At 63.8% G+C, this 23311-nt stretch carries 22 protein-coding genes and 1 tRNA gene; 6 read left to right on the forward strand and 17 right to left on the reverse strand.

Going from position 1 to position 23311, the window contains the following annotated elements:
- Positions 1–84: 84 nt before the first annotated feature.
- The 9 genes from pheS to CDN36_RS06920 form a co-directional block, all read right to left on the reverse strand.
- The gene (gene pheS, locus CDN36_RS06880) at positions 85–1098 is read right to left on the reverse strand and encodes a phenylalanine--tRNA ligase subunit alpha (RefSeq protein ID WP_287496328.1); all 1014 of its coding nucleotides are present in this window, start codon (positions 1096–1098) and stop codon (positions 85–87) included.
- 152 nt (positions 1099–1250) lie between these two features.
- The gene (gene rplT / locus CDN36_RS06885; protein ID WP_010806048.1) at positions 1251–1610 is read right to left on the reverse strand and encodes a 50S ribosomal protein L20; all 360 of its coding nucleotides are present in this window, start codon (positions 1608–1610) and stop codon (positions 1251–1253) included.
- Positions 1611–1635: 25 nt separating this feature from the next.
- Positions 1636–1833 carry a 50S ribosomal protein L35 gene (rpmI, locus tag CDN36_RS06890; protein ID WP_010806049.1) on the reverse strand — a complete coding sequence of 66 codons (198 nt, stop codon included), beginning with the start codon at positions 1831–1833 and terminating at the stop codon, positions 1636–1638.
- A gap of 177 nt (positions 1834–2010) precedes the next feature.
- Complete coding sequence (infC, locus tag CDN36_RS06895) at positions 2011–2529, reverse strand: translation initiation factor IF-3 (protein WP_174966373.1); 519 nt, start codon at positions 2527–2529, stop codon at positions 2011–2013.
- 52 nt (positions 2530–2581) lie between these two features.
- Positions 2582–4489: a threonine--tRNA ligase gene (thrS, locus tag CDN36_RS06900; protein WP_287496329.1), complete on the reverse strand. Its 1908-nt coding sequence runs from the start codon at positions 4487–4489 to the stop codon at positions 2582–2584.
- A gap of 237 nt (positions 4490–4726) precedes the next feature.
- A tRNA-Val gene (locus tag CDN36_RS06905) sits at positions 4727–4803 on the reverse strand.
- A 202-nt stretch (positions 4804–5005) separates the two neighbouring features.
- Entirely contained in the window at positions 5006–7303 is a 2298-nt protein-coding gene (locus tag CDN36_RS06910; protein ID WP_287496330.1) for a RelA/SpoT family protein, read from the reverse strand.
- A 47-nt stretch (positions 7304–7350) separates the two neighbouring features.
- Positions 7351–7707, reverse strand: a complete 357-nt coding sequence (locus CDN36_RS06915) for a RidA family protein (protein WP_150555781.1) — start codon at positions 7705–7707, stop codon at positions 7351–7353.
- Positions 7708–7770: 63 nt separating this feature from the next.
- The gene (locus CDN36_RS06920; protein WP_150555780.1) at positions 7771–8649 is read right to left on the reverse strand and encodes an alpha/beta fold hydrolase; all 879 of its coding nucleotides are present in this window, start codon (positions 8647–8649) and stop codon (positions 7771–7773) included.
- 163 nt (positions 8650–8812) lie between these two features.
- On the opposite strand from CDN36_RS06920, the gene CDN36_RS06925 reads away from it, so the two are divergent.
- On the forward strand, positions 8813–9604 hold the full coding sequence (locus CDN36_RS06925; RefSeq protein WP_150555779.1) for a 3-hydroxybutyrate dehydrogenase: 792 nt from the start codon (positions 8813–8815) through the stop codon (positions 9602–9604).
- Between the two features lie 371 nt (positions 9605–9975).
- Here the strand turns inward: CDN36_RS06925 and CDN36_RS06930 are convergent, their stop codons facing one another.
- On the reverse strand, positions 9976–10614 hold the full coding sequence (locus tag CDN36_RS06930) for a CoA transferase subunit B (RefSeq protein WP_150555778.1): 639 nt from the start codon (positions 10612–10614) through the stop codon (positions 9976–9978).
- 24 nt (positions 10615–10638) lie between these two features.
- On the reverse strand, positions 10639–11337 hold the full coding sequence (locus CDN36_RS06935; RefSeq protein ID WP_150555777.1) for a CoA transferase subunit A: 699 nt from the start codon (positions 11335–11337) through the stop codon (positions 10639–10641).
- 225 nt (positions 11338–11562) lie between these two features.
- Here CDN36_RS06935 and CDN36_RS06940 point away from each other — a divergent pair, with 225 nt between their 5' ends.
- Positions 11563–12108, forward strand: coding sequence for a PAS and helix-turn-helix domain-containing protein (locus CDN36_RS06940; protein WP_150555776.1), 546 nt, complete (start codon positions 11563–11565; stop codon positions 12106–12108).
- An 18-nt stretch (positions 12109–12126) separates the two neighbouring features.
- Here CDN36_RS06940 and CDN36_RS06945 read toward each other — a convergent pair whose 3' ends face one another.
- From CDN36_RS06945 to CDN36_RS06955, 3 genes are all read right to left on the reverse strand, one after another.
- Positions 12127–12594 carry an acyl-CoA thioesterase gene (locus CDN36_RS06945; protein WP_150555839.1) on the reverse strand — a complete coding sequence of 156 codons (468 nt, stop codon included), beginning with the start codon at positions 12592–12594 and terminating at the stop codon, positions 12127–12129.
- Between the two features lie 114 nt (positions 12595–12708).
- Complete coding sequence (locus CDN36_RS06950) at positions 12709–13770, reverse strand: DctP family TRAP transporter solute-binding subunit (RefSeq protein ID WP_150555775.1); 1062 nt, start codon at positions 13768–13770, stop codon at positions 12709–12711.
- A gap of 177 nt (positions 13771–13947) precedes the next feature.
- Entirely contained in the window at positions 13948–14724 is a 777-nt protein-coding gene (locus tag CDN36_RS06955) for an SDR family oxidoreductase (RefSeq protein WP_150555774.1), read from the reverse strand.
- Between the two features lie 176 nt (positions 14725–14900).
- Between CDN36_RS06955 and CDN36_RS06960 the strand changes: the two genes are divergently transcribed.
- Complete coding sequence (locus CDN36_RS06960; RefSeq protein ID WP_287496331.1) at positions 14901–16571, forward strand: electron transfer flavoprotein-ubiquinone oxidoreductase; 1671 nt, start codon at positions 14901–14903, stop codon at positions 16569–16571.
- 121 nt (positions 16572–16692) lie between these two features.
- Positions 16693–17016 carry an MliC family protein gene (locus CDN36_RS06965; RefSeq protein WP_287496332.1) on the forward strand — a complete coding sequence of 108 codons (324 nt, stop codon included), beginning with the start codon at positions 16693–16695 and terminating at the stop codon, positions 17014–17016.
- A 122-nt stretch (positions 17017–17138) separates the two neighbouring features.
- Here the strand turns inward: CDN36_RS06965 and aroC are convergent, their stop codons facing one another.
- The 3 genes from aroC to CDN36_RS06980 all read right to left on the reverse strand — a co-directional run bounded on the left by aroC (position 17139) and on the right by CDN36_RS06980 (position 20732).
- The gene (aroC, locus tag CDN36_RS06970; RefSeq protein WP_150555771.1) at positions 17139–18242 is read right to left on the reverse strand and encodes a chorismate synthase; all 1104 of its coding nucleotides are present in this window, start codon (positions 18240–18242) and stop codon (positions 17139–17141) included.
- A 118-nt stretch (positions 18243–18360) separates the two neighbouring features.
- Positions 18361–20280, reverse strand: coding sequence for an MFS transporter (locus tag CDN36_RS06975; RefSeq protein ID WP_287496333.1), 1920 nt, complete (start codon positions 20278–20280; stop codon positions 18361–18363).
- On the reverse strand, positions 20277–20732 hold the full coding sequence (locus CDN36_RS06980; protein WP_150555769.1) for a CBS domain-containing protein: 456 nt from the start codon (positions 20730–20732) through the stop codon (positions 20277–20279). Before CDN36_RS06980 ends, CDN36_RS06975 begins: the two co-directional genes overlap by 4 nt.
- 440 nt (positions 20733–21172) lie before the next feature.
- Between CDN36_RS06980 and CDN36_RS06985 the strand changes: the two genes are divergently transcribed.
- Positions 21173–22480 (forward strand): O-acetylhomoserine aminocarboxypropyltransferase, encoded by a 1308-nt coding sequence (locus CDN36_RS06985; RefSeq protein WP_287496334.1) that lies wholly within the window; start codon positions 21173–21175, stop codon positions 22478–22480.
- Positions 22477–23292: an alpha/beta fold hydrolase gene (locus CDN36_RS06990; protein WP_287496335.1), complete on the forward strand. Its 816-nt coding sequence runs from the start codon at positions 22477–22479 to the stop codon at positions 23290–23292. Before CDN36_RS06985 ends, CDN36_RS06990 begins: the two co-directional genes overlap by 4 nt.
- Positions 23293–23311 lie beyond the last annotated feature (19 nt).

Here is a 23311-nt window from a genome sequence, read left to right on the forward strand (position 1 = left end):
GGATCAGTTCGCTCGCAGTTAAGTCTTCACTTCCGAAGCCCGGCGGCAGCGACTTCGCGCGCCAGACGGGGCTCTCGGCATCGATTACATGAATTGGCGCAGGAAGCGCAGGTCGTTCTCGTAGAACAGGCGCAGATCCTGGACGCCGTAGCGCAGCATCGTCAGGCGCTCCAGGCCCGAGCCGAACGCGAAGCCGATGTAGCGCTCGGGGTCGAGCCCCATGTTGCGAACGACGCTCGGATGCACCTGCCCCGAGCCCGAGATTTCGAGCCACTTGCCGGCGTTCTTGCCGGTCTCGAATTGCATGTCGATCTCGGCGGACGGTTCCGTGAACGGGAAGTACGACGGGCGAAAGCGCACCTGAATGTCGTCGCGCTCGAAGAACTTGCGCAGGAAGTCGGTGTACACGCCCTTGAGGTCGGCGAAGCTGATGTCTTCGGCGATCCACAGGCCCTCGACCTGATGAAACATCGGCGAGTGCGTGGCGTCGGAATCCACGCGGTACGTGCGCCCCGGCGCGATCACCTTGATCGGCGGCTTGTTCATGCGCGCGTAGCGCACCTGCATCGGGCTGGTGTGCGTGCGCAACAGCAGCGGCTTGCCGGCGTCGTCATTGCCCTCGACGTAGAACGTGTCCTGCATCGAGCGCGCCGGGTGATTCTCGGGGCTGTTCAGCGCCGTGAAGTTGAACCAGTCGGTTTCGATTTCGGGGCCGTCGGCCACGTCGAATCCGATGGAGCGGAAAATCTGTTCAACGCGCTCCCAGGTGGTGAGCACGGGGTGCAGGCTGCCAGTGCCCAGGCCGCGGCCGGGCAGCGTGACGTCGATGGCCTCGGCGGACAGACGCGCGTCGAGCAGCGCATCGGCCATGGCCTGGCGGCGCGCCAGCAGAGCGCCTTCGATCTGTTGCTTGGCCGCATTGATCCGCGCGCCTTCGCTCTTGCGCGCTTCGGGATCGAGCTTGCCGAGGCCCTTGAGCAACTCGGTCAGTTGGCCGGTCTTGCCGAGAAAGCGCGCTTTCTCGTTTTCCAGCGCGGCGGCGTCGGGAGCGGCGGCGAATGCACGCTGCGCTTCGCTGACGATAAGTTCCAGATCCATATGCTACAGGCTCAAGTTGGGCGGTCCGAACGGCCGCGTGTACAAGCGAAAAAGCTAGCGAAAAGACCAGCGAAAAACGAAAGGGGGCTCCGATGAGAGCCCCCTCCTGGCGAATGGCGCGCGGTAAAACGCGCTATACGCTAATGACAGCTTCAGGCTGCGACGGCGGCTTTCACCTGGGCGACAATCGCGGCAAACGCCGGCTTGTCGTTGATGGCCATGTCGGACAGCACCTTGCGGTCGAGTTCGATCGAGGCCTTCTTCAGACCAGCGATGAACACGCTGTAGGTCATGCCGTGCTGACGCACACCTGCATTGATACGCGCAATCCACAAGGCGCGGAACACGCGCTTCTTGTTGCGGCGATCGCGATAGGCGTATTGCCCGGCGCGCATGACCGCTTGCTTGGCGATGCGGAAGACGTTATTGCGACGGCCGCGGAAACCCTTGGCTGCAGCGATGACTTTCTTATGGCGGGCCCGTGCGGTGACCCCACGTTTGACTCGAGGCATGTTTCTCTCCTATCTAAGTCGGGGTTTAAGCGAAGGGCAGCATTGCACGCACGGAGTTCAGATCAGACTCGTGAACGCCGACGGCACCGCGCAGGTGACGCTTATTCTTGGTGGTCTTCTTCGTCAGAATGTGACGCTTGAAGGCCTGACCACGCTTGACGGTACCGCCAGGACGCACGCGAAAGCGCTTCTTGGCACCGCTCTTGGTTTTCATCTTGGGCATGAAAAACTCCGAGGTTTTTAACATGATCGCAGGTGTGGCGCCAAAATCGCGCCCCTTGCAGGACCTGGGATCACTTATATTCAGGGCCGAACCGCACCCTGTATCGCTGCCGCCCCCTCGCGGGACGCGACGGCAATTCCTTGCTGCCCGGCGGCGTCGTTCGACACCGCCGCGGCATTACTTCTTCTTCGGCGCGATGACCATGATCATCTGGCGGCCTTCCATCTTCGGCATCTGTTCCGGCTGACCGAACTCTTCGAGATCAGTCTTCAGGCGTTCCAGCATTCGGGCGCCGATTTCCTGGTGAGCCATCTCACGGCCGCGGAAACGCAGCGTGATCTTGGTCTTGTCGCCGTCTTCGAGGAACCGCTTCAGATTGCGCAACTTGACGTTGTAGTCGCCGTCGTCGGTGCCAGGCCGGAACTTGACTTCCTTGATCTGAACAACCTTCTGTTTCAGCTTGTTCTCGTGCGCTTTCTTCTGTTCCTGATACTTGAACTTGCCGTAGTCCATCAGGCGGCACACCGGCGGCTGCGCCTGCGGCGCGATTTCCACCAGATCGACGTCAGCTTCTTCGGACAGACGGAAAGCCTCGGCAAGTTTCACGATGCCGAGCTGCTCACCGTCGACCCCGGTTAGACGCACTTCGGGCGCAGTAATTTCGCCGTTGATGCGATGCGACTTATCGGTAGCGATGTTGCTTATCCTCGAAAAAAGTCAAAAATTTAGCCGCGCTGTCCGACAGGCGTTATTGGAACGATGCGCACTCTTGCGCAAGGCGTTCGATGAGCGCGTCAACGGGCATAACGCCCAGATCCACGCCGCCACGGGCACGCACGGCTACCGTATTCGCCTCCTGCTCCTTGTCCCCCACCACAACCAGATAAGGAACTTTCTGCAAGGAGTGCTCGCGTATTTTATAGCTAATTTTCTCGTTGCGCAAATCGCTCCGAGCCCTAAGCCCTTGTTCTTTCAACTTTTTCGTCACTTCCTGGGCGTAATCGGCCGTTTTTTCGGACACATTCATCACGATTACCTGCTCCGGCGCCAGCCAGGCGGGCATTGCACCAGCATGGTGCTCGATCAGAATCCCGATAAACCGCTCCAACGAGCCCAGGATGGCGCGGTGCAGCATGACCGGGCGCTTGCGGCTGTTGTCTTCGGCCACATATTCGGCGTCGAGGCGCTCGGGCATCGAGAAATCGACCTGCATCGTGCCGCACTGCCACTGGCGACCGAGGGCGTCTTTCAGCGTGTACTCGATCTTCGGACCGTAAAACGCCCCGTCGCCTTCGGCGATCTCGAACTCGCAGCCCGAACGGCGCAGCGATTCCATCAGCGCAAACTCGGCCTTGTCCCAGTTTTCATCGGAACCGACTCGGTGCTCCGGACGCGTGGCCACCTTGTAGATCATGTCCGTGAAGCCGAAATCCTTGTACACGGCATGCAACAGCGCCGTGTAGTTCACGCACTCCTCGAGAATCTGGTCTTCCGTACAGAAGATGTGGCCATCGTCCTGCGTGAAGCCACGAACGCGCATCAGCCCGTGCAGGCCCCCCGACGGCTCATTGCGGTGGCACTGACCGAATTCGCCGTAGCGCAGCGGCAGGTCGCGGTAGCTGTGAAGCGCCGAATTGAAAATCAGGACGTGGCCGGGACAGTTCATCGGCTTGAGCGCATAGGCGCGGCTTTCCGACTCCGTCGTGAACATGTTGTCCTTGTAGTTCTGCCAATGGCCCGACTTCTCCCACAGCGAGCGATCGAGGATCTGCGGCCCTTTCACTTCCTGGTAGCCGTTGTCGCGGTAGACGCGGCGCATGTACTGCTCGATCTGCTGCCAGAGCGTCCAGCCCTTCGGGTGCCAGAAGATGAGACCCGGCGCCTCTTCCTGCATATGGAACAGGTCGAGTGCGCGGCCGAGCTTGCGGTGATCGCGCTTCTCGGCTTCCTCGAGCATATGCAGATAAGCGTCCTGATCTTCCTTCTTCGTCCAGGCCGTGCCGTAGATGCGCTGGAGCTGTTCGTTCTTCGCGTCGCCGCGCCAGTAGGCGCCGGCCACCTTCATCAGCTTGAAAACCTTGAGCTTGCCCGTCGACGGGACGTGCGGGCCCCGGCAAAGATCGACGAACTTGCCTTCGCGGTACAGGCCAATCTCTTCGTTGGCGGGAATCGACTGGATGATTTCCGCCTTGTACTTCTCGCCCATCGACAGGAACAGGCGCACGGCGTCGTCGCGCGAGAGCACTTCGCGCGTGACCGGCTCATCCTTCTTCGCCAGTTCGTGCATCTTCTTCTCGATGGCTTCGAGGTCTTCCGGCGTGAACGGGCGGTGAAACGAGAAGTCGTAATAGAAACCGTTCTCGATCACAGGGCCGATCGTGACCTGCGCCTCCGGGAACAGCTCCTTGACGGCATAGGCGAGCAAGTGCGCCGTGGAGTGACGAACGATGTCGAGACCGTCGGCGTCCTTGTCCGTGACGATAGCGAGACTCACGTCGCGATCGATCAGATAGGACGTATCGACCAGCTTGCCGTCGACGCGGCCGGCGAGTGCGGCCTTGGCCAGCCCCGTGCCGATCGAGCCGGCGACTTGCGCCACCGTGAGCGGGGCTTCGTACTGGCGTTGCGAACCGTCAGGCAAACGTACCGAAATCATGTCGCACTCCCATGCGCTAAAACGTCACGCGCGGCCCACGCCACGCGGCAAACCACGAAAAAAAACGGCCTCGACTGTCGTCGAGGCCGTCTCTTCATTCCTAGCATCCAGACGAAAAACACCCTCGACTTAGCGTCGCACCTTCACCACTGTGAAAGTTCGGGCGGTCTTCAACATGTGTGTTTTTCCAACGCCTGTGTCTGCGGGGTCTCGCGGACTGTAATGCATCAAATTCGTTGGTAGGCTCGATTGGACTCGAACCAACGACCCCCACCATGTCAAGGTGGTGCTCTAACCAGCTGAGCTACGAGCCTACTGCAAGAAAACGAGATTCTAGCAAGATTCCCGCGAATCGCCAAGCGATTATTGTGCCCGCCGACGAAAAACCGCGTCAATCAACGATCTCGGCGCGATGGCGGTGTCAGTCGATGCGCAAACGCCGCACCGACCAACGCCCGCCCGCGTGCGCGCTCGGTGCTGGCGTCCCGTGCCTTCCTGCCGCGGGCGTGCCCCCCCTTATCGCCGACGCGACGAGACCACGCCCGACACCCCGTTGAGCTGAGCCAACGCCCGCTGCAACTGCCCTCCGTCGCGCACTTCGACGGTGAACTGCATGAACGCCTGCTGCCCGCGCGACTGCGTGCTGACGCCCGTCACGTTGAGCTTCTCGCGCGAAAAGACTTCGGAGATGTCGCGCAACAGCCCCTGACGGTCAATCGCCTCGATCTGGATGTCCACCGGATACGCCGCCACGCCACGGCCTTCGAGCACGTCGCCGGACCAGGCGGTCTGAATCACCCGCTCGGGCGCGCGCGCCTTCATCGCCTGAAAGCTGGCGCAGTCCTGGCGGTGAATCGACACCCCCTTGCCCCGCGTGACGAAACCCACGATCGGGTCGGGCGGCGCCGGCCGGCAGCATTTGGCCAACTGGGTGAGCAGCGCCCCAACGCCAACCACCAGCACCCCGCTCTTGGCACCCTGCGTAACACTGGTATCGAGACTCTTCTTCGCGACGAGCGTGTCCTCATCGCGTGGTTCCGGTCCCGGTAGGTTGCCCGAAAGCGCCTGCTCGACATGCCGCAGACTGAACTCGTCCTTCGCAACGGACGCATAGAGATCGTCCGGCGTGCGAAAACCGAGCCGCGCGGCCAGCTCCTCGAGGTTGACCGACGTCTTGCCCTCGCGCTGCAGCGTCTTGTCGATAAGCGTTCGCCCGTTGGCGATCGTCTCCTCGAGATCGACGGCATTGAACCACTGCCGCACCTTCTGCCGCGCCCGATGACTCTGCAAGTACCCGAGTTGCGCATTGAGCCAGTCACGCGACGGCCCGCCCTGCTTGACCGTGATGATCTCTACCGTCTGCCCGTTCTGCAGCGGCGTATTGAGCGGCACCATGGCGCCGTCCACACGCGCGCCGCGACAGCGGTGCCCCAGCTCGGAGTGCAGGTGGTAGGCAAAATCGACGGGCGTGGCGCCCTGCGGCAGCGCAATGACACGCGCTTGCGGTGTGAGCACGTAGATATGATCGTCGATGGTCGCACGCTTGAGCTGCTCCCACGGTTCGGCCGTCGCCTCGGTGCCGACCGTGTCTGCCACGTCGTCCTTCCACGCGAGCAACTGGCGCAGCCACGCGATCTTCTCGTCGTATGCCTCGTTGGCGGCAAAGGCGCCGCCATAGCCGCGCTGCCCGGCCTCCTTGTAACGCCAGTGCGCGGCAATGCCGTATTCGGCGAAGTGGTGCATCTCGTGCGTCCGAATCTGCACTTCGAACGCGCGCCCGTCATCGCCGATCACCACCGTATGCAGCGACTTGTAGCCGTTCGGCTTCGGACGCGAGATGTAATCGTCGAACTCCTTCGGAATCGGCTGCCACAAATTGTGTACGATGCCCAGCACCGTATAGCACGCCTTGATGTCGTCGACGATCACACGAAACGCGCGCACGTCGTACAGTTCCGCGAAATCGACAGCCTTGCCGCGCATCTTCTTCCAGATGCTGTAGATGTGCTTCGGCCGCCCGGACACTTCGGCCTTCACGCCCGCACGCGCGAGCTCGTCCTGAAGCCGCTGGATCGCGCTCTCGATGAACGACTGTCGCTCGGCGCGTTTTTCTTCGAGCAGCTTGGCGATCTGCTTGTAGGTCACCGGCTCCAGGAAGCGGAACGCGAGATCCTCGAGCTCCCACTTCAGTTGCCAGATGCCGAGACGGTTGGCAAGCGGCGCATAGATCTCCAGCACCTCGTGCGGCATGTCCTCCGGCGGCGCCTTCTTTTGCGCGGCATACCACCGCAGCGACTGGAGCCGCGAGGCGAGGCGGATCATCACGACCCGGATGTCCTGCGCGAAGGCGAGCAGCATCTTGCGCAGGCCCTCGACCTGCGACTTGCGCTCGGCGACCGCGTCGCGATCGCGCCCGTCTGACGGCATGGCTTGCGCCGCGCGCGAGCCCGCTCCCGAAAGGCGTTGCAGCTTGCGCACGTCGATCACCAGCGCTGCGACTTCGGCGCCGAACTTCTGCGTCAGCGTCGCCTGCGGATCGGGGAGAAATTCGACGGCGCAGAAGAGCGCGGCAGCCTGATGCGTGGCTTCGTCCACGCGCAGGGTGTCGAGAATCGCGAGCATGCCACGCGCATGCGCCATGATCGGCTCGCCGGACGAAAGCACATGGTCCTCGCACAGCGTCGCGGCGAAGGCGAGCGCGTCGTCGAGCGTGGCCGGCAACGCAGCCTCGGCCACAGCCGGCGCCGGATCCGAGGCACCGGTCGCCGATGTGGCATTCGCGCCAGCGGATGTCGGTGCTTGATGTTGGTTCATGTCGGAACACGGGGCGCCAGGCACCCCGGATGAAGCGGTCGTCGCGCTCAGCTATCGCGCTGCGCTGCCACGACCACGATTTCAACGAGCATGGCAGGATCGGCAAGCGCCGCCTGCACCGTGGCGCGCGGCGGCGCATTGCCGGCCGGCACCCACTCGTCCCACACCTGATTCATTTCACCGAAGTACTTCATGTCGGAGATGAAGATCTGACACGAGAGAATCAACGACTTGTCGCTGTTCGCTTCGGCGAGCAGGCGGTCGATGTGCGCGAGAACCTGACGCGTCTGTCCGGCCATATCCTGGCTGCGGTCATCGGGCGTCTGCCCGGCCAGATAGACGGTGCCATTGTGCACCGCCATGTCCGACCAGCGCTTTTCGACGTAGAAACGTTGTACTGCCATGATGTAAGACTCCTCGTGTTCTTCGAATTCCGGACCTGCCCTGCGATGCCCCTGGGGCGCCCGTCAGTCGGCATATCCGTCAAAAAAACGGCGTGCGATCTCGATCTGATCCGCATGCACGAACGTCGGCGCGTGTCCCACGCCGGGTATTTCCACGGCGCGCGCGTGTTGCGCGTGCGCGAGCATCTGTTGCATCGTGGTGCGCGAGAGCAGGTCCGACTGCTCGCCGCGCACCACGAGCGTGCGTCCGCCAAACGCCGCGAGCGATGCCCAGAGCATCGCCTCGCCGGCCGCCACGGCCTCGGGTGAAATGGCCGTAAACGCCGCGCCGATGGCAGGATCGTAACGCAACACAAATCCGTCGCCATCGGCCTTGACCAACGGCTCGCACAACGCGCGCCACTCCTGCGGCGTATGCGGGCCGAAGGCCGACGAGATCGACCACAGATAATCCGCCGCCTCGTCCATCGACGCAAAGCGCTTTGGCATGCCGACATACTGTCCGATGCGCGCCAGCGCCCCGGCATCGATGTGAGGACCGACGTCGTTGAGCAGCATGTTGCGGATCGGCGTCTGCGGCAGGCCCGCGAGCCCCATGCCGATCAGCCCGCCCATCGAGGTGCCGAACCAGTCCACCGACGCAACGCCCAGCCGCGCGATCAGCGTCACCATGTCCGCGACGTACTGCGGCACGGCGTAGCCGGCGGGGTTGCGCAACCATTCCGACTGCCCCCGCCCGACCACGTCCGGGCATACAACGCGGTAATCGTTCGCGAACGCCTGCGCGAGCGCGTCGAAGTCGCGGCCGCAACGCGTGAGGCCGTGTACGCACACCAGAACGCGCGGATTGCCGGGATCGCCCCACTCCGCATATGCCATGCGATGCAGCCCCGACGGACTCAGACACTGAACGCTTGACAGACGGGGCACGTGGCTCGGCATGGCGGACTCATCGGATCGGTTTCCAGACCCGAATTCTACCGCGCCTGCCGCAAACCGTAAGCTAGAATGAGGCCACTCATGAGCCGCATCAAACCGCAGTCCGCGGTGCTACTCAGCAATTTCAAACGCTTTTCCCACACCTCATCCGCACGGAGACGACGCAATGCTGAAAGGAAAAATCGCCCTCGTGACCGGCTCGACCAGCGGCATCGGTCTGGGCATGGCACAGGCGCTGGCGGCCCAGGGCGCCTCGCTCATCACGAACGGTTTCGGCGACGCCGAGGGCGCGCGCAGAGCCATCGCCGACGCGGCGGCGAAAGCGGGTCACACGGGCGTGAGCATCGGCTATCACGGCGCCGACATGAGCCGGGCGAGCGAGATCGAGGCCATGATGCAATATGCCGAATCGGAGTTCGGCGGCGTGGACATTCTCGTGAACAATGCCGGTATTCAGCACGTTGCGCAGATTCAGGATTTTCCGACGGAAAGATGGGACGCGATCATCGCGATCAACCTCACGTCGGCATTCCACACTACGCGCCTCGCGCTGCCGGGCATGCGCATGCGCAACTGGGGACGAATCATCAATATCGCGTCGGCCCACGGGCTCGTGGGCTCTGCGGGCAAGTCGGCGTATGTGGCGGCCAAACATGGCATCGTCGGACTGACCAAAGTGACGGCGCTCGAAAATGCGCAGACCGGTGTGACGGCCAACGCCATTTGCCCGGGCTTCGTGCTCACGCCGCTCGTTCAGAAACAGATCGACGATCGCGCGGCGCGCGAGCACCTCTCCAGCGAGGCGGCCAAGCGCTCGCTGCTCGGCGAGAAGCAGCCATCGGGCGATTTCGTCACGCCCCAGCAATTGGGTGCGCTGGCCGTTTTCCTGTGCAGCGAAGCCGCCGACCAGGTGCGCGGCGTCGCTTGGAACATGGACGGCGGCTGGGTGGCGCAATAAGTGCAATAAGTGCAATAAGTGCCGTCAGCGCAATCAACGCAAACAGCACATCAGGCAGCAACAGCCATCCAGGCCCGCCAGGCGTGTCCGCCGGGCGCCACGGGCCTGGTAAGGCAATGACGCGCAATAACACGCAATAACACGCAATAGCGCGCAATATCACACATAGCGCGCAGTCGCGCGCGACAATACGCGGCGCCGGAAAAACGAAACGGGCGGGGAAACCCCGCCCGTTTCGACCTCCACACGTCGCCGGGTTCAACGGCCCCGCAACGCTCAGCAAGACACTCGGCCGACCGCCCCCCGCGCGTGGAGGTGGCCGACGACGTATTACCAAGGCGCACCGAAGCGCGCCGAAACACACTCCGGCATCAGACAGCGCTCGTGTCGAGCGGCGCCCCGGTCTTCTGCGTAATTTCTTCCTTCGTCACACCCGGCGCCAGTTCGACGACCTTCAGGCCATCCGGCGTCACGTCGATCACACCCAGATCGGTGATGATGCGGTTGACCACGCCAACGCCGGTCAGCGGCAAATCGCAGTTCTTGAGGATCTTGTGCGCATCGCCCTTGGCTACATGCTCCATGAGCACGACCACGCGGCCCACGCCGGCGACGAGATCCATCGCGCCGCCCATGCCCTTGATCATCTTGCCCGGGATCATCCAGTTCGCGAGGTCACCCTTTTCGCTCACCTGCATCGCCCCGAGAATCGCCAGGTTGATGTGGCCGCCGCGAATCATGGCGAACGAGTCGGCCGACGAGAAGATCGACGAACCCGGCAGCGTCGTCACCGTCTGCTTGCCGGCGTTGATCATGTCGGCGTCGACTTCGTCTTCGGTCGGGAACGGGCCGATACCGAGCAGGCCATTCTCCGACTGCAGCCAGACTTCCATGCCTTCGGGCACATGGTTGGCCACGAGCGTGGGCAAACCGATGCCAAGGTTCACGTAAAAGCCGTCTTCGAGCTCGCGCGCCGCGCGCGCGGCCATTTCATCACGATTCCATGCCATGACTATCTCCTTGTTCTCGGCGGCTTACTTGGCACGTACCGTGCGCTGTTCGATGCGTTTTTCCGGATGCGCGTTCACCACGATGCGCTGCACGAAGATACCCGGCAGGTGCACGTCGTCCGGATCGATCGAACCGGTCTCGACCAGTTCTTCCACTTCGGCAATCGTGATCTTGCCGGCCATGGCGGCCACCGGATTGAAGTTGCGGGCGGTGCGGTTGAATACGAGGTTGCCGGCGCGGTCGGCCTTGGCAGCCTTCACCAACGCGACATCGGCGCGCAGCGAGCGTTCCATGACATACGTCTCGCCGTCGAACTCACGCGTTTCCTTGCCTTCGGCCACTACCGTGCCCACGCCGGTCTTCGTGAAGAATGCGGGAATGCCCGCGCCGCCGGCGCGCAGCTTCTCGGCGAGCGTGCCCTGAGGCGTGAATTCGAGCTCGAGCTCGCCGGCCAGATACTGGCGCTCGAACTCCTTGTTCTCGCCGACGTATGACGAAATCATCTTCTTGATCTGGCGCGTCTCGAGCAACAGGCCCAGGCCGAAACCGTCCACGCCGGCGTTGTTGCTGATGCAGGTAAGCCCCTTGACGCCCGAGTCGCGCAGCGCGGCGATCAGGGCCTCCGGAATGCCACACAGGCCGAAGCCGCCGACGGCGAGCGTTTGCCCGTCTGCGACGACGCCGGCGAGCGCCTCCTTGGCGCTGGCGTATACCTTGTTCATCGTTTGTCCCTTTCCCTCGGTTGAGAATTGAAATTATGCCGCGCTCTCACGCATTGCAAGGCTCGCGCCGAACCGCGAGACGCCGCGGACGCGCGCCCGGTGCAATCGTAGAGCTTACGGTGGCGCCCAAATGGGGCACAATACGTGAAATTACATATCTTCCCGTGCACCGGCCGCGGCACGCGCCGCGCTCGCGCGGGGCCCGACCCGATCCGCCCTGCCCCCATGCCGACGTTCGACTATCAGACAGCTTTTCACATCGCGCCGGTCGGTCTGGTGATCTCGCGCCAGCGTATCATCGAAGATTGCAACCGACAGCTTGGCAAGATCTTCGGCTACGAGCCCGAGGCGCTCATCGGCCAGTCGTTCCAGGTGCTCTACCCGTCGCCCAAGGAGTTCGAGCGCATCGGCGAGCGGATCCCGCCGATCATGAGCTCGCAGGGCGTCTATTCCGACGAGCGCATCATGCGCCGCGCCAACGGCGAACTGTTCTGGTGCCACGTCACGGGCCGCTCGCTCGACGTACACGATCCGCACGCGGCAGGCTTGTGGACGTTCGAGGACATCTCGGCCACACGCCGCGTTGCCGTGGCCCTCACCGCCCGCGAGCGGGAGATCGCGGCCCAACTCGTGCAAGGCAAGACCAGCAAGCAGATCGGCAAGATCCTCGACATCAGCCCGCGCACGGTCGACATCTACCGCGCGCGCCTCATGCAGAAATATGGCGCGGGCACGGCCACCGAGCTTGTCCAGCGCCTGCTCGGCAACTGAGACGCGCGGCGCGCCGCTTCACGACATGAGCGCGCGCACGCCGTCGGGCAGCGGCACTGATTTCTCCTCCTTGTAGTTCACCCAAACGATCTTGGCGTTACCCTGCGCAACAAGCACGTCGGGCGTATCGGCCCGGCGCAGCTCGAAGCGCGTATCGATGCTGCTTCGCCCCGGCTCGCCGACGAACATGCGGCAATCGATGTCTCCCGGGTAGCGCAACTGCCGCAGGAACGTCATGCCGGCGTTGATGATGACCGGCCCTTCGCCCGTGGCGCTCTCTTCCGAAGCAATATTGAGCGACTCCAGCCACGAAATACGCACCTGCTCCATGTACCTGAAGTACACGGTGTTGTTGACGTGCCCGAACGCATCCATATCGCCCCAGCGAATCGGCATGCGCATGCGAAAAACTTCCTTGTAGTGTGACGACACTTCGAATCCCCATGTTGAAAACCGACGCCGCGACCTGCACCGGCCGGACGTCATGGGATGAAAGTGTATCGCCTGAACTCGTTCGATGTGCGCCAGCCGGCGCATTTCGGATGTGATGAGCGGGGGGATCGGAAATATCCGAAGACCGATCCGCCCTCGCCGATCGCCTTACCGACCGTTGAGCGCCTGTGGCTTGCCCGTTGCCGACTCGTCCCTCACCGCGGCTTCGGCCTTCTCGACCAGATCGCGGCCGACCAGCGCCTTCCATTTGGTATAGACGGGTCGCGTCGCGTCCACGAAACGTTGGCGCTGCTCCGGCGTGAGCCTCGTCACCTTCACGCCGCGCGCCTCCAGGTCCTCCCACATGCCGCGCCCGCTGCTCAGCAGATCCTCGCGCGCGAGGGTGACTTCGAAGCGAGCCGCCTCCACCGCCGCCTCGCGCACGATGTCGCGATCCTGCGGCGACCAACTGTCCCACACCTGCCGGTTCACGACGAAGACGATGGGGTCGGCAACGTAATCCCACACGGTGATGTAGCGCTGTCCCACCGTATCGAGTCTGACGTTGTTGTAAATCGTGATCGGGTTTTCCTGACCATCGATCTTGCGCGCGCGCAGCGCACGAAACGCCTCGTTCCACGTCATCTGCGCCGGCACGGCACCGAGCGCGGTGAAGATATCGTTGAACAGCAGGGAACCGACGACGCGAAAACGCAGGCCGCGCATGTCCTCGGGCGTGCGAATCGGGCGGCGCGAATTGCTCAGTTGCCGAAAGCCGTTCTCGCCCCATGCAAGCGGCACGACGCCCTGCTCTTCCACGCGACGAAACAATTCGCGTCCGACGTCGCCCTGCGTGAGCGCGTCGAGCGAGCGATAGCCGCGCAGCAGGAACGGCAGCGAAAAGACGTTGAACTCGGGAATGGCCGACGACCAGTTGATCGTCGAGCCGACGGCGATGTCGATCACACCCTGACGCAGTGCGGAGAATTCGCGCGTCTGGTCGCCGCCGACGAGCGCGGCGCCCGGGTGCAGCCGGATATTGATACGACCGCGCGTGCGTTCGCGCACCATCTCGGCCCAGAGCTGCGTGCCCTTGCCCCAGGGGGTGCCGGCGTCCGGCACGATCGACAGCGAGTATTCGGCCTTGTAAGGTTGCGCGGCGACGGGCAGCGCAGTTGCGGCGAGGGCAAGCGCGACTCCGACGAGCCCCCGCCAGCCTAGATTACGCATGGTGTCCTCAAGATGATTCGGGATCCGACGTCAACGCGACGCCCTCACGATCCCGTGAACATCGACAAATTATGCGCTCGTCGTCGCGGCGCTGACTGCCTCGGACAATCCCGGATTGCCGCGCCGTAGCGAGCCTGCGCAACTGCGCAAATGTCCTCGCCAGACGGCGCGGCGCGTTCAGCTCACGGCCAGTCCGTCGTCGATGGTCATGATCGATCCGTTGATGAATCGAGAATCGTCCGAGGCCAGAAGAAGAATCAACCCATCGAGATCACTGGGCTCACCCACCCGCTGACGCGGCAGCATCTGCACGAGCTTGCGCCCGGCCTCCGTCTGCCAGTGCTCGTGATTGATCTCAGTGTCGATATAGCCGGGGCATAGCGCGTTCACGTTGATATTGAAGCGCCCCCACTCCAGCGCCATCGCGCGCGTCATATGAATGACCGCCGCCTTGCTGAGGCAGTACACGCCGAGCATGGAAATCGCGCGTTGCCCGGCCACCGACGCCACGTTGACGATGCGATGCTGCCGCTGCGGGTCGCCTTTCGCGCGCCGGATCATGCGCTTGGCGACTTCCTGCGCCACGAAAAACGCGCCGCGCGTGTTCGTATCGAGCACGTAGTCGTACTCCTGCGGCGTGACGTCGACCAGACGCTGCTGGGTGGACACCCCGGAATTGTTGATGAGGATGTCGATGGCTCCGGCTTCGGTCTCGGCATGTGCCACCCCGGCACGAATGCTGTCGTAGTCGGTCACGTCGATCGGCACCACATGCGCGGCGCCCCCCTGCGCCTCGATCTCCGCGCGCAGTTCCTTGAGCCGCTCCACGCGGCGACTCGCCAGCACCACCTTGGCCCCCGCCTGCGCCAGCACCTTGGCAAACTGCATGCCCAGGCCGCTCGACGCCCCCGTCACCATCGCCACCTTGCCTTCCAGATTCAGCGAACGCCCCATCTCCTCCCCCTCATGCCCGAACGGGCAATGAACGCCGGCGCGACCCGAAGCGTGTCGCTAGAGCTTCCTACCTACCAAACCGAACGATCGTGCTATTAATATGCGGTTGCGAGGTGTTCCCCATTCCCGGAAAATGGCCGCACCCACGAATTCTAACGTTTATAACAGGAGCATCAATGGATCCCAAGCTGCTCGAGCAGTACGGCCCGAGGGAGTCGATGGAGTATGACGTCGTCGTGGTCGGCGGCGGCCCGGCCGGCCTGTCCACGGCTATCCGTTTGAAGCAACGCGCGCAGGAAGCGGGCAAGGAAATTTCCGTGTGTGTGCTGGAAAAAGGCTCGGAAATCGGCGCTCACATCCTGTCCGGCGCGGTCATGGATCCCCGCGCGCTCACCGAACTCATCCCCGACTGGAAGGCGCTGGGCGCACCGCTCGACACTCCCGTCGTCGAAGACCGCTTCCTGTTCCTCACCGAGAACGGCGCGACTGCCACGCCCTCGTGGCTGCTGCCGGCCTGCTTCCAGAACCATGGCAACTACGTCATCAGCCTGGGCAACGTGGTGCGCTGGCTCGGCCAGCAAGCCGAAGCGCTCGGCGTTGAAATCTTCCCGGGCTTCGCCGCCGCCGAAGTGCTTTATGACGAGAACGGCGCGGTCATGGGCGTGGCCACGGGCAACATGGGCGTCGGCAAGAACGGCGAGCCGACTGAGAACTTCCAGCTTGGCATGGAGCTGCACGCCAAGTACACGATCTTCTCCGAAGGCGCGCGCGGCAGTCTCGGCCGCCAGTTGATGCGCAAGTTCAATCTCGACGAGGGGCGCGATCCGCAGGCCTACGGTCTTGGCATCAAGGAACTGTGGGAGATCGATCCGGCCAAGCACAAGGAAGGCCTCGTCGTGCATACGGCCGGCTGGCCGCTCAAGGCCGACACCTACGGCGGCTCGTTCCTCTATCACCTGTCGAACAACCAGGTGGCCGTGGGCTTCATCGTCGGCCTGGACTACAGCAACCCGTACCTGTCGCCGTTCGAGGAGTTCCAGCGCTACAAGACGCACCCTTCGATTCGTCACTTCCTGGAAGGCGGCAAGCGTATCTCGTATGGCGCGCGCGCCATCACGGCCGGCGGCCTGCTCGCATTGCCGAAACTCGTCTTCAAGGGCGGGGCACTCGTTGGTTGCGAAGCCGGTTTCCTCAACGTGAGCCGCATCAAGGGCAGCCACGCCGCGATCAAAAGCGGCATGCTGGCCGCGGACGCCGCATTCGACGCCCTTGCCGCCGATCGCCAACGTGACGAACTCACGGCGTATCCGGCCGCGTTCGAGCAATCGTGGCTGCACGAAGAGCTGAACAAGTCCCGCAACTTCAAGCAATGGTTCAAGAAGGGATTGACCGTCGCGACGATCATGACGGGCATCGAGCAGAAACTGCTCGGCGGCAAGATGCCGTGGACCATCCACCGCAAGAAGGCGGACTACGAGTGCTTGCTGCCGGCGGCGCAATGCCAGCCGATCGTCTATCCGAAACCGGATGGCAAGCTGACATTCGACCGCCTCTCTTCGGTCTTCATCTCGAACACCAACCACGAGGAGAACCAGCCGGCGCATTTGACGCTCAAGGATCCGAGCGTGCCGGTGGGCATCAATCTGGCCGAGTATGCGGGGCCCGAGCAGCGCTATTGCCCGGCGGGCGTGTACGAGTTCGTGAAGAACGACGACGACTCCGAGCGCCTGCAGATCAACGCGCAGAACTGCGTGCACTGCAAGACGTGTGACATCAAGGACCCGACGCAGAATATCGTGTGGGTTACGCCCGAAGGCGGCGGCGGGCCGAATTACCCGAACATGTGATGCAGGAACCGACCGCCGGCCCGTCCGGCGGTTTTCAATGGTGCCCAGCCCATGGCGCCGGCGGCTGGCTCGGTCCGTGTCGATCCGGCGCCGAATTCACGACTGGACGCAAGGAGGCATGATGCCGAGAACTTCCGTATCTTCCGTATGGCTGCCGGGCGTGGTCCTCGCGGGCGCCCTCTCGCTCGCTTACGGCTGGGCGCAAGCGAAGACTGTGAGTTACCTTTGCGACAACCGGCACGTTGCCGTGGTCGTCTACGACGATCGCGACCTCGGCGGCAACGTGACGTTCTACTGGATGGGCAAACGCGAGATCCTCAAGCCCGCGCGAGCTGCGAGCGGCGAGAAGCACGTGGGGCGCACGCTCGTGTGGTGGAGCAAAGGACCGGAGGGCACGGTCTACACCGCGAAGGACGAGCAACCGATCGCGCAGTGCAAGGAGTAACGAAAAAGCGCCAGACGAGTTGCCTGGCGCATTGGTTCGAGGCGTGCATTCGGGGTGACGCGCTCGCGGTTCAGCGCGTCGATGGGTGTTGGCGCCGCGGGCGCGGCGTCAAACCGCCGCGCTCACTCCGGCGCGCGGGCCGCAATCACCGGCGTGCCGACCCGCACGTCCCCGCACTGCGCACGATGGCGTAACGCGTGATCGATCAGCACGAGCGCCAGCAGTGCTTCGGCAATCGGCGTCGCGCGAATGCCGACACAGGGGTCGTGGCGACCAAACGTCTCGACCGTCGACGCTTGTCCGGTCACATCGATCGAGCGACGCGGCGTGCGAATGCTCGACGTCGGCTTGATCGCGATGGAGACGTCGATGTCCTGCCCCGTCGAAATTCCGCCGAGGATGCCACCGGCGTTGTTGCCGACGAAGCCTTCCGGCGTCAGTTCGTCACCATGCTCGGACCCCTTCTGGGTGACGCATCGGAAACCCGCCCCGATCTCGACGCCCTTGACGGCGTTCAGCCCCATCATCGCGTGCGCGATATCGGCATCAAGCCGGTCGAACAGCGGCTCACCAAGCCCCACCGGCACGCCGGTGGCGACGACGCGCAGGCGCGCCCCCACGGAATCGCCCGCTTTGCGCAGATCGTCCATATACGCTTCGAGCTGCGGAACGACGTCTGCATTCGCGGCGAAGAACGGGTTTTGCGATACCTGTGACCAGTCCGTCTGCGGAATCTCGATGTCACCGAGTTGCGTCATGCAGCCGCGCACCTGTACGCCGAATCGCTGCGCGAGCCACTTCTTGGCCACGGCGCCGGCCGCGACCACCGGCGCCGTCAGCCGCGCCGACGAACGGCCCCCGCCGCGATAGTCGCGCACGCCGTACTTTTGCAGATAGGTGTAATCGGCATGCCCCGGGCGGAACGTCTGCACGATGTTGCCGTAGTCCTTGCTGCGCTGATCGGTATTGCGGATGAGCAACGCGATGGGTGTGCCCGTCGTCACGCCTTCGAATACGCCCGAGAGAATTTCGACGGCGTCCGGTTCGTTACGCTGCGTCACATGACGCGACGTGCCCGGGCGGCGGCGATCCAGCTCCACCTGGATGTCGGCTTCCGTGAGCGCCATTCCCGGCGGGCAGCCGTCAATGACGCAGCCGATGGCCGGGCCATGCGATTCGCCGAAAGTGGTGACGGTAAACAGGGTTCCAAGCGTATTGCCAGACATACGGGGATCAGGGTCGGTGAGACGGGAAAGCCCTATTATGCCAGCGATCCCGCCCGGTCGCGCCGCCTGGCGCGGCATACCGCGACGTCCGAAGCGTCCCTGAAGCGTCCCTGAAGCATCACACGGGCCACGGTCCGCGCAGCCTGAGCACTTTCTCGCGCAGCGCTTCGGGCGTGGCCTGCGCCGGCGTCACCGGCTCGCCGATGACTAGTTCCAGCCGATTCAGAATGCCGCGCTTGAACGGACGTGTCATCGCGGCGCCCCCATGGCGAGAGAAGAAGCTGCCCCACAGGCCGCGCAGCGCCATCGGAATCACCGGCACCGGCGTGCGCTCCACGATACGTTGAATTCCCTGCCGGAAAAGCTGCACGTCACCCGACGCCGTCAGCTTGCCCTCGGGGAAAATGCAGACGACCTCCCCGGCGTCGAGCGCCCCGGAAATCTGCGCGTAGGCGCGCTCGAGCGTATGCGCGTCCTCGTGCGCCGGCGCAATGGGGATCGCGCGAACCGTGCGAAAGAACCACGAGAGCACCGGCATCCGGAAGATCCGGTGATCCATGACGAAGCGCACCGGACGCCGAATCGAGGCGCCGATCACCACGGCATCCGCGAAACTCACGTGATTGCACACGAGCACGCACGGCCCCTCGTCCGGAATCCGGTCCGCACCTTCGACCTCGATGCGGTAGACGGTGTGCAGCAGCAACCACATCACGAATCGGATCAGGAATTCTGGCAGGAGCGTGTAGAGATACACCGCGACCAGCGCGTTGAGAATGCCGGTGACCAGATACAGTTGGTCGATGGTGAGGCCCGCGCGCGTGAGCGCCATCGCCATGAGGGCCGAGACGATCATGAACAGCGCATTGAGGATATTGTTGGCCGCGATGATCCGCGCGCGATGCGATGGCGCGCTGCGGCTCTGAATCAGCGCGTAGAGCGGCACGCTGTAGAAGCCGCCGAACATTGCGAGCAGGAACAGGTCCGCAAGGATTCGCCAATGCTTCGGCACGGCAATGAATTGCGCAACCGTCTGCAACGAAGCGCCACCCGCGCCGCCGCGGCTGGCGAAATAAAGATCGACGGCGAAAACCGTCATGCCGATCGAGCCGAACGGCACCAGCCCGATCTCCACCTTGCCGCCCGACAGCCGCTCGCACAGCAGCGAGCCTGCGCCGATGCCCACGGAGAACATCGCGAGCAGCAATGTGACCACGCCAGGATCAGCGCCCAGCACGTCGCGGGAAAAATTGAAGAACGAGGCGAGGAAGGTCGCCCCCAGAAACCACAACCAGGAAATGCCCAGCAGGCTCTGGAACACGGCACGGTCGCCGCGGGCAATCTTCAGATTTCGCCACGTCTCCGTGATTGGGTTCCAGTTGATGCGCAGATCGGGCTGCGCGGCCGGTGTTTGCGGCACCCAGACGGACGCGAGCCGCCCCAGCGCCGCCAGCGCCAGGCAGACGCCGCCGAGCCATGGCAACGCCGGCGCCCCCGCCGCGGCGATCTCCCCGCCCAGGATGGTGCCGATGAGGATGGCCACGAACGTCCCCATCTCCACCAGGCCGTTGCCTCCCACGAGTTCCCGCGTGGCGAGATGCTGCGGCAGATAGGCATACTTCACCGGCCCGAACAGCGTCGAGTGCAGTCCCATCAGGAACGTACACGCGTAGAGCAGCGACGCGTTCGTCCAAAGGAAACCGAGCGCGCCCACGGCCATGATGACAATCTCGAGCGTCTTGACGAAACGGATCAGCCGCGCCTTGTCCCACTTGTCGGCAATCTGGCCGCTGGTGGCCGAAAACAGTAGAAACGGCGCGATGAAAATGGCCGAAATCAGGAACGCCGCCGTCTTGCCGTCAACGTCCTGAAAAAGCGACGCATGGTAGGTCACAAGCGACGTGAACGCGATCTTGAACACGTTGTCGTTCATCGCGCCCAGGAACTGCGTCCAGAAAAACGGCGCAAAGCGCCGCTGCCTCAGCAGCCGTGATTGATGGCCCTCGCCGCGTGCCCCGCGCTGGCTGGGCTCGCTCACTTGGCGTTTTCCGCTTCCTCGGCCGGCCAGTCGCGGATGTAGGCCTTGAGCATCTGGTTCTCGAAGGACTGTTCCTCGACGACCGCGCGCGCCACATCGTAGAAGGAGATCACGCCCATGAGCGTGCGATTGTCCATGACCGGCAGGTAACGGGCGTGGCGCTCGAGCATCATGCGACGCACTTCGTTCACATCCGTCTCGGGCGTGCAGGTGAGCGGATGGTCATCCATGATCTTGCGGATGGTCGAGCCGCCGACGGTCCCGCCGTTCTTGCTGATCGTATTGATGATCTCGCGGAAGGTGAGCATGCCCACCAGGTCGCCGTATTCCATGACCACGAGCGAGCCGATGTCGTGCTCCGCCATGGTATCGACGGCATCGGCCAGCGACGTCTCCGGGGTCACGGTGAAAAGGGTGTTGCCCTTTACCTTCAGAATGTCAGACACACGCATGGCACACACTCCTCTTTGTGTTGCTCGGGCAAACGCGGCGGAACGCTGCCGCCTGACGTACCGCTGAACGATTGCTTGACCATTGCCGGGCACCGGCTATGAACGGACCACCACCGGCCGCGACGCCGGTGTGTTCGCACTGATTCCCCGACGGAACCTGTTCAAAGGATGCTATCGGAAAGCGCCTGAAAAGGAAAGGCGCACAACGGTCACATCGCCGCGCGACGCGGGTTTCCGGCCGGTTCCGACCTCGTTCTCGGACAACGCGCCAGCTTCGGCATCGGACAACGCCGCAATTTCCCGGATCGGCCGCCCAAGCCCTGTCGGAATGCGCGAGTGTGATGCTAGGATTGCCGTACACGTAAAGCGAGCTGCCATCAAGCGGCCACCGAGCCACCGCCGCGCCGCCATCAAACCAACTTCCGAGGGCCCTCACCGACATGTCCGTACCGCACTTCGACACGCTCGCGCTGCACGCCGGCGCGGCCCCCGACCCGGCCACGGGCGCCAGAGCCACGCCGATCTATCAGACCACGTCGTTCGTCTTTCCCGACGCCGATCGGGCCGCCGCCCTGTTCAATATGGAACGCGCCGGTCACGTCTATTCGCGCATCTCCAATCCGACCAACGCCGTCTTCGAAGAGCGCATGGCCGCGCTCGAAAACGGCGTGGGCGCCATCGCCACGGCCAGTGGCCAGGCGGCCCTGCATCTCGCCATTGCCACGCTGATGGGCGCCGGCTCGCACATCGTCGCATCGGGCGCGTTGTACGGCGGCTCGCACAATCTGCTGCACTACACGCTGCGCCGTTTCGGCATCGAGACCACGTTCGTGTGCCCCGGCGATCTCGATGGGTGGCGCGCCGCCATACGGCCCGAGACACGGCTGCTCTTCGGCGAAACGCTGGGCAACCCGGGGCTCGACGTGCTCGACATTCCAGGCGTCGCGCAAATCGCACACGACGCCGGCGTGCCCCTGCTGGTCGACAGCACGTTCACTACGCCGTGGCTCATCCGGCCCTTCGACCATGGCGCGGACCTCGTCTATCATTCAGCCACCAAATTCCTGGGCGGGCATGGCACGACGATCGGCGGCATCCTGGTCGACGGCGGCACGTTCGATTTCGAGGCAAGCGGCAAATTCCCGGAATTGACGGAGCCCTACGACGGCTTTCACGGCATGGTCTTCGCCGAGGAAAATTCCGTCGCACCGTTCCTGCTGCGTGCGCGGCGCGAAGGCTTGCGCGACTTCGGGGCGTGCCTGCATCCTCAGGCGGCATGGCAACTGCTGCAGGGCGTCGAGACGCTGCCGCTGCGCATGGCACGACATGTCGAAAACGCGCGGCGCGTCGTGGACTTCCTGGCCGGCCACGATACGGTCGACAGTGTCGCCTATCCCGAATTGCCGTCGCACCCGGACCACGCCCTGGCCAAGCGCCTGTTGCCGCGCGGTGCGGGCGCGGTGTTCAGCTTCAACCTGAAGGGCGACCGTGCGGCGGGCCGGCGTTTCATCGAATCGCTGCAACTGTTTTCGCATTTGGCCAACGTGGGCGACGCGCGCTCGCTCGTCATTCATCCGGCGTCGACCACTCACTTCCGCATGGACGCCGCAGCGCTTGCCGCCGCCGGCATCGGCGAAGGCACCGTGCGCCTGTCGATCGGCCTCGAAGATCCGGACGATCTCATCCAGGACCTCAAGCGTGGACTGAAGGCCGCCGCCAAGACCTCGTCCAAAGGAAGCGCGTCATGAATTTCGAGATCGAAAGCCACAATGTCTACGCCTATAGCGCCGGCAAGGCGCTCGACCCGGCGCAGCCGACGGTCGTCTTCCTGCATGGCGCGCAGCACGACCACAGCGTTTGGGGCCTGCAAAGCCGGTATCTCGCGCACCACGGCATGAACGTGCTCGCGCTCGACTTGCCCGGGCACCATCGCAGCACCGGTGAGCCACTGAAGACCGTCGGCGAGATGGCCGATCGCGTGGTCGCGGTGCTCGACGCCGCCGGCGTCGCCCGCGCGGCATGGGTGGGTCACAGCATGGGCTCGCTGATCGCGCTGGACGCCGCGGCACGTTACCCCGAGCGCGTGTCGCGCATCGCGCTGGTGGGCACTGCGTATCCGATGAAGGTGTCGGACGTCTTGCTCGAAGCGGCCGCCGAGCGCGAGTCCGAGGCCATCGCACTCGTCAACGCCTGGTCGCACAGCACGCTCGCCGCCAAGCCTTCGGCGCCGGGGCCCGGCTTTTGGACGTGGGGGGGCAACCAGCGGCTGATGGAACGAGTGGCCAGACGTAATCCCGCGAGAGTCTTCCTGACCGACTTCGAGGCCTGCAACGGCTACGACAGCGGATGGGAAGCGGCCGCGCGCGTGAAGTGCCCGGTACTCGCGGTGCTGGGCACACGCGATCAGATGACGCCGCCGCGGGCTGCACAGCCCCTGCTCGACGCCCTGCGGGACGCAGGCGCGCCGGTGACGGTGGAGCGCGTCGATGCGGGCCACGCGATCATGACGGAGCAACCGGATGCGCTGCTCGATGCGCTCGTGAGATTCATGCGACACTGAGTGCGTCGCCTTCGCCAAC

It is taken from the genome of Pandoraea sp. CB10b_02, assembly GCF_002216225.1.
Lineage (GTDB): Bacteria > Pseudomonadota > Gammaproteobacteria > Burkholderiales > Burkholderiaceae > Pandoraea > Pandoraea nosoerga.

Coding starts and splice junctions, on each gene's coding strand:
- pheS (WP_287496328.1), bottom strand. CDS start 1,098: ATGGATCTGGAACTTATCGTCAGCGAAGCGCAGCGTGCATTCGCCGCC.
- rplT (WP_010806048.1), bottom strand. CDS start 1,610: ATGCCTCGAGTCAAACGTGGGGTCACCGCACGGGCCCGCCATAAGAAA.
- rpmI (WP_010806049.1), bottom strand. CDS start 1,833: ATGCCCAAGATGAAAACCAAGAGCGGTGCCAAGAAGCGCTTTCGCGTG.
- thrS (WP_287496329.1), bottom strand. CDS start 4,489: ATGATTTCGGTACGTTTGCCTGACGGTTCGCAACGCCAGTACGAAGCC.
- CDN36_RS06910 (WP_287496330.1), bottom strand. CDS start 7,303: ATGAACCAACATCAAGCACCGACATCCGCTGGCGCGAATGCCACATCG.
- CDN36_RS06915 (WP_150555781.1), bottom strand. CDS start 7,707: ATGGCAGTACAACGTTTCTACGTCGAAAAGCGCTGGTCGGACATGGCG.
- CDN36_RS06920 (WP_150555780.1), bottom strand. CDS start 8,649: ATGCCGAGCCACGTGCCCCGTCTGTCAAGCGTTCAGTGTCTGAGTCCG.
- CDN36_RS06925 (WP_150555779.1), top strand. CDS start 8,813: ATGCTGAAAGGAAAAATCGCCCTCGTGACCGGCTCGACCAGCGGCATC.
- CDN36_RS06930 (WP_150555778.1), bottom strand. CDS start 10,614: ATGGCATGGAATCGTGATGAAATGGCCGCGCGCGCGGCGCGCGAGCTC.
- CDN36_RS06935 (WP_150555777.1), bottom strand. CDS start 11,337: ATGAACAAGGTATACGCCAGCGCCAAGGAGGCGCTCGCCGGCGTCGTC.
- CDN36_RS06940 (WP_150555776.1), top strand. CDS start 11,563: ATGCCGACGTTCGACTATCAGACAGCTTTTCACATCGCGCCGGTCGGT.
- CDN36_RS06945 (WP_150555839.1), bottom strand. CDS start 12,594: ATGACGTCCGGCCGGTGCAGGTCGCGGCGTCGGTTTTCAACATGGGGA.
- CDN36_RS06950 (WP_150555775.1), bottom strand. CDS start 13,770: ATGCGTAATCTAGGCTGGCGGGGGCTCGTCGGAGTCGCGCTTGCCCTC.
- CDN36_RS06955 (WP_150555774.1), bottom strand. CDS start 14,724: ATGGGGCGTTCGCTGAATCTGGAAGGCAAGGTGGCGATGGTGACGGGG.
- CDN36_RS06960 (WP_287496331.1), top strand. CDS start 14,901: ATGGATCCCAAGCTGCTCGAGCAGTACGGCCCGAGGGAGTCGATGGAG.
- CDN36_RS06965 (WP_287496332.1), top strand. CDS start 16,693: ATGCCGAGAACTTCCGTATCTTCCGTATGGCTGCCGGGCGTGGTCCTC.
- aroC (WP_150555771.1), bottom strand. CDS start 18,242: ATGTCTGGCAATACGCTTGGAACCCTGTTTACCGTCACCACTTTCGGC.
- CDN36_RS06980 (WP_150555769.1), bottom strand. CDS start 20,732: ATGCGTGTGTCTGACATTCTGAAGGTAAAGGGCAACACCCTTTTCACC.
- CDN36_RS06985 (WP_287496334.1), top strand. CDS start 21,173: ATGTCCGTACCGCACTTCGACACGCTCGCGCTGCACGCCGGCGCGGCC.
- CDN36_RS06990 (WP_287496335.1), top strand. CDS start 22,477: ATGAATTTCGAGATCGAAAGCCACAATGTCTACGCCTATAGCGCCGGC.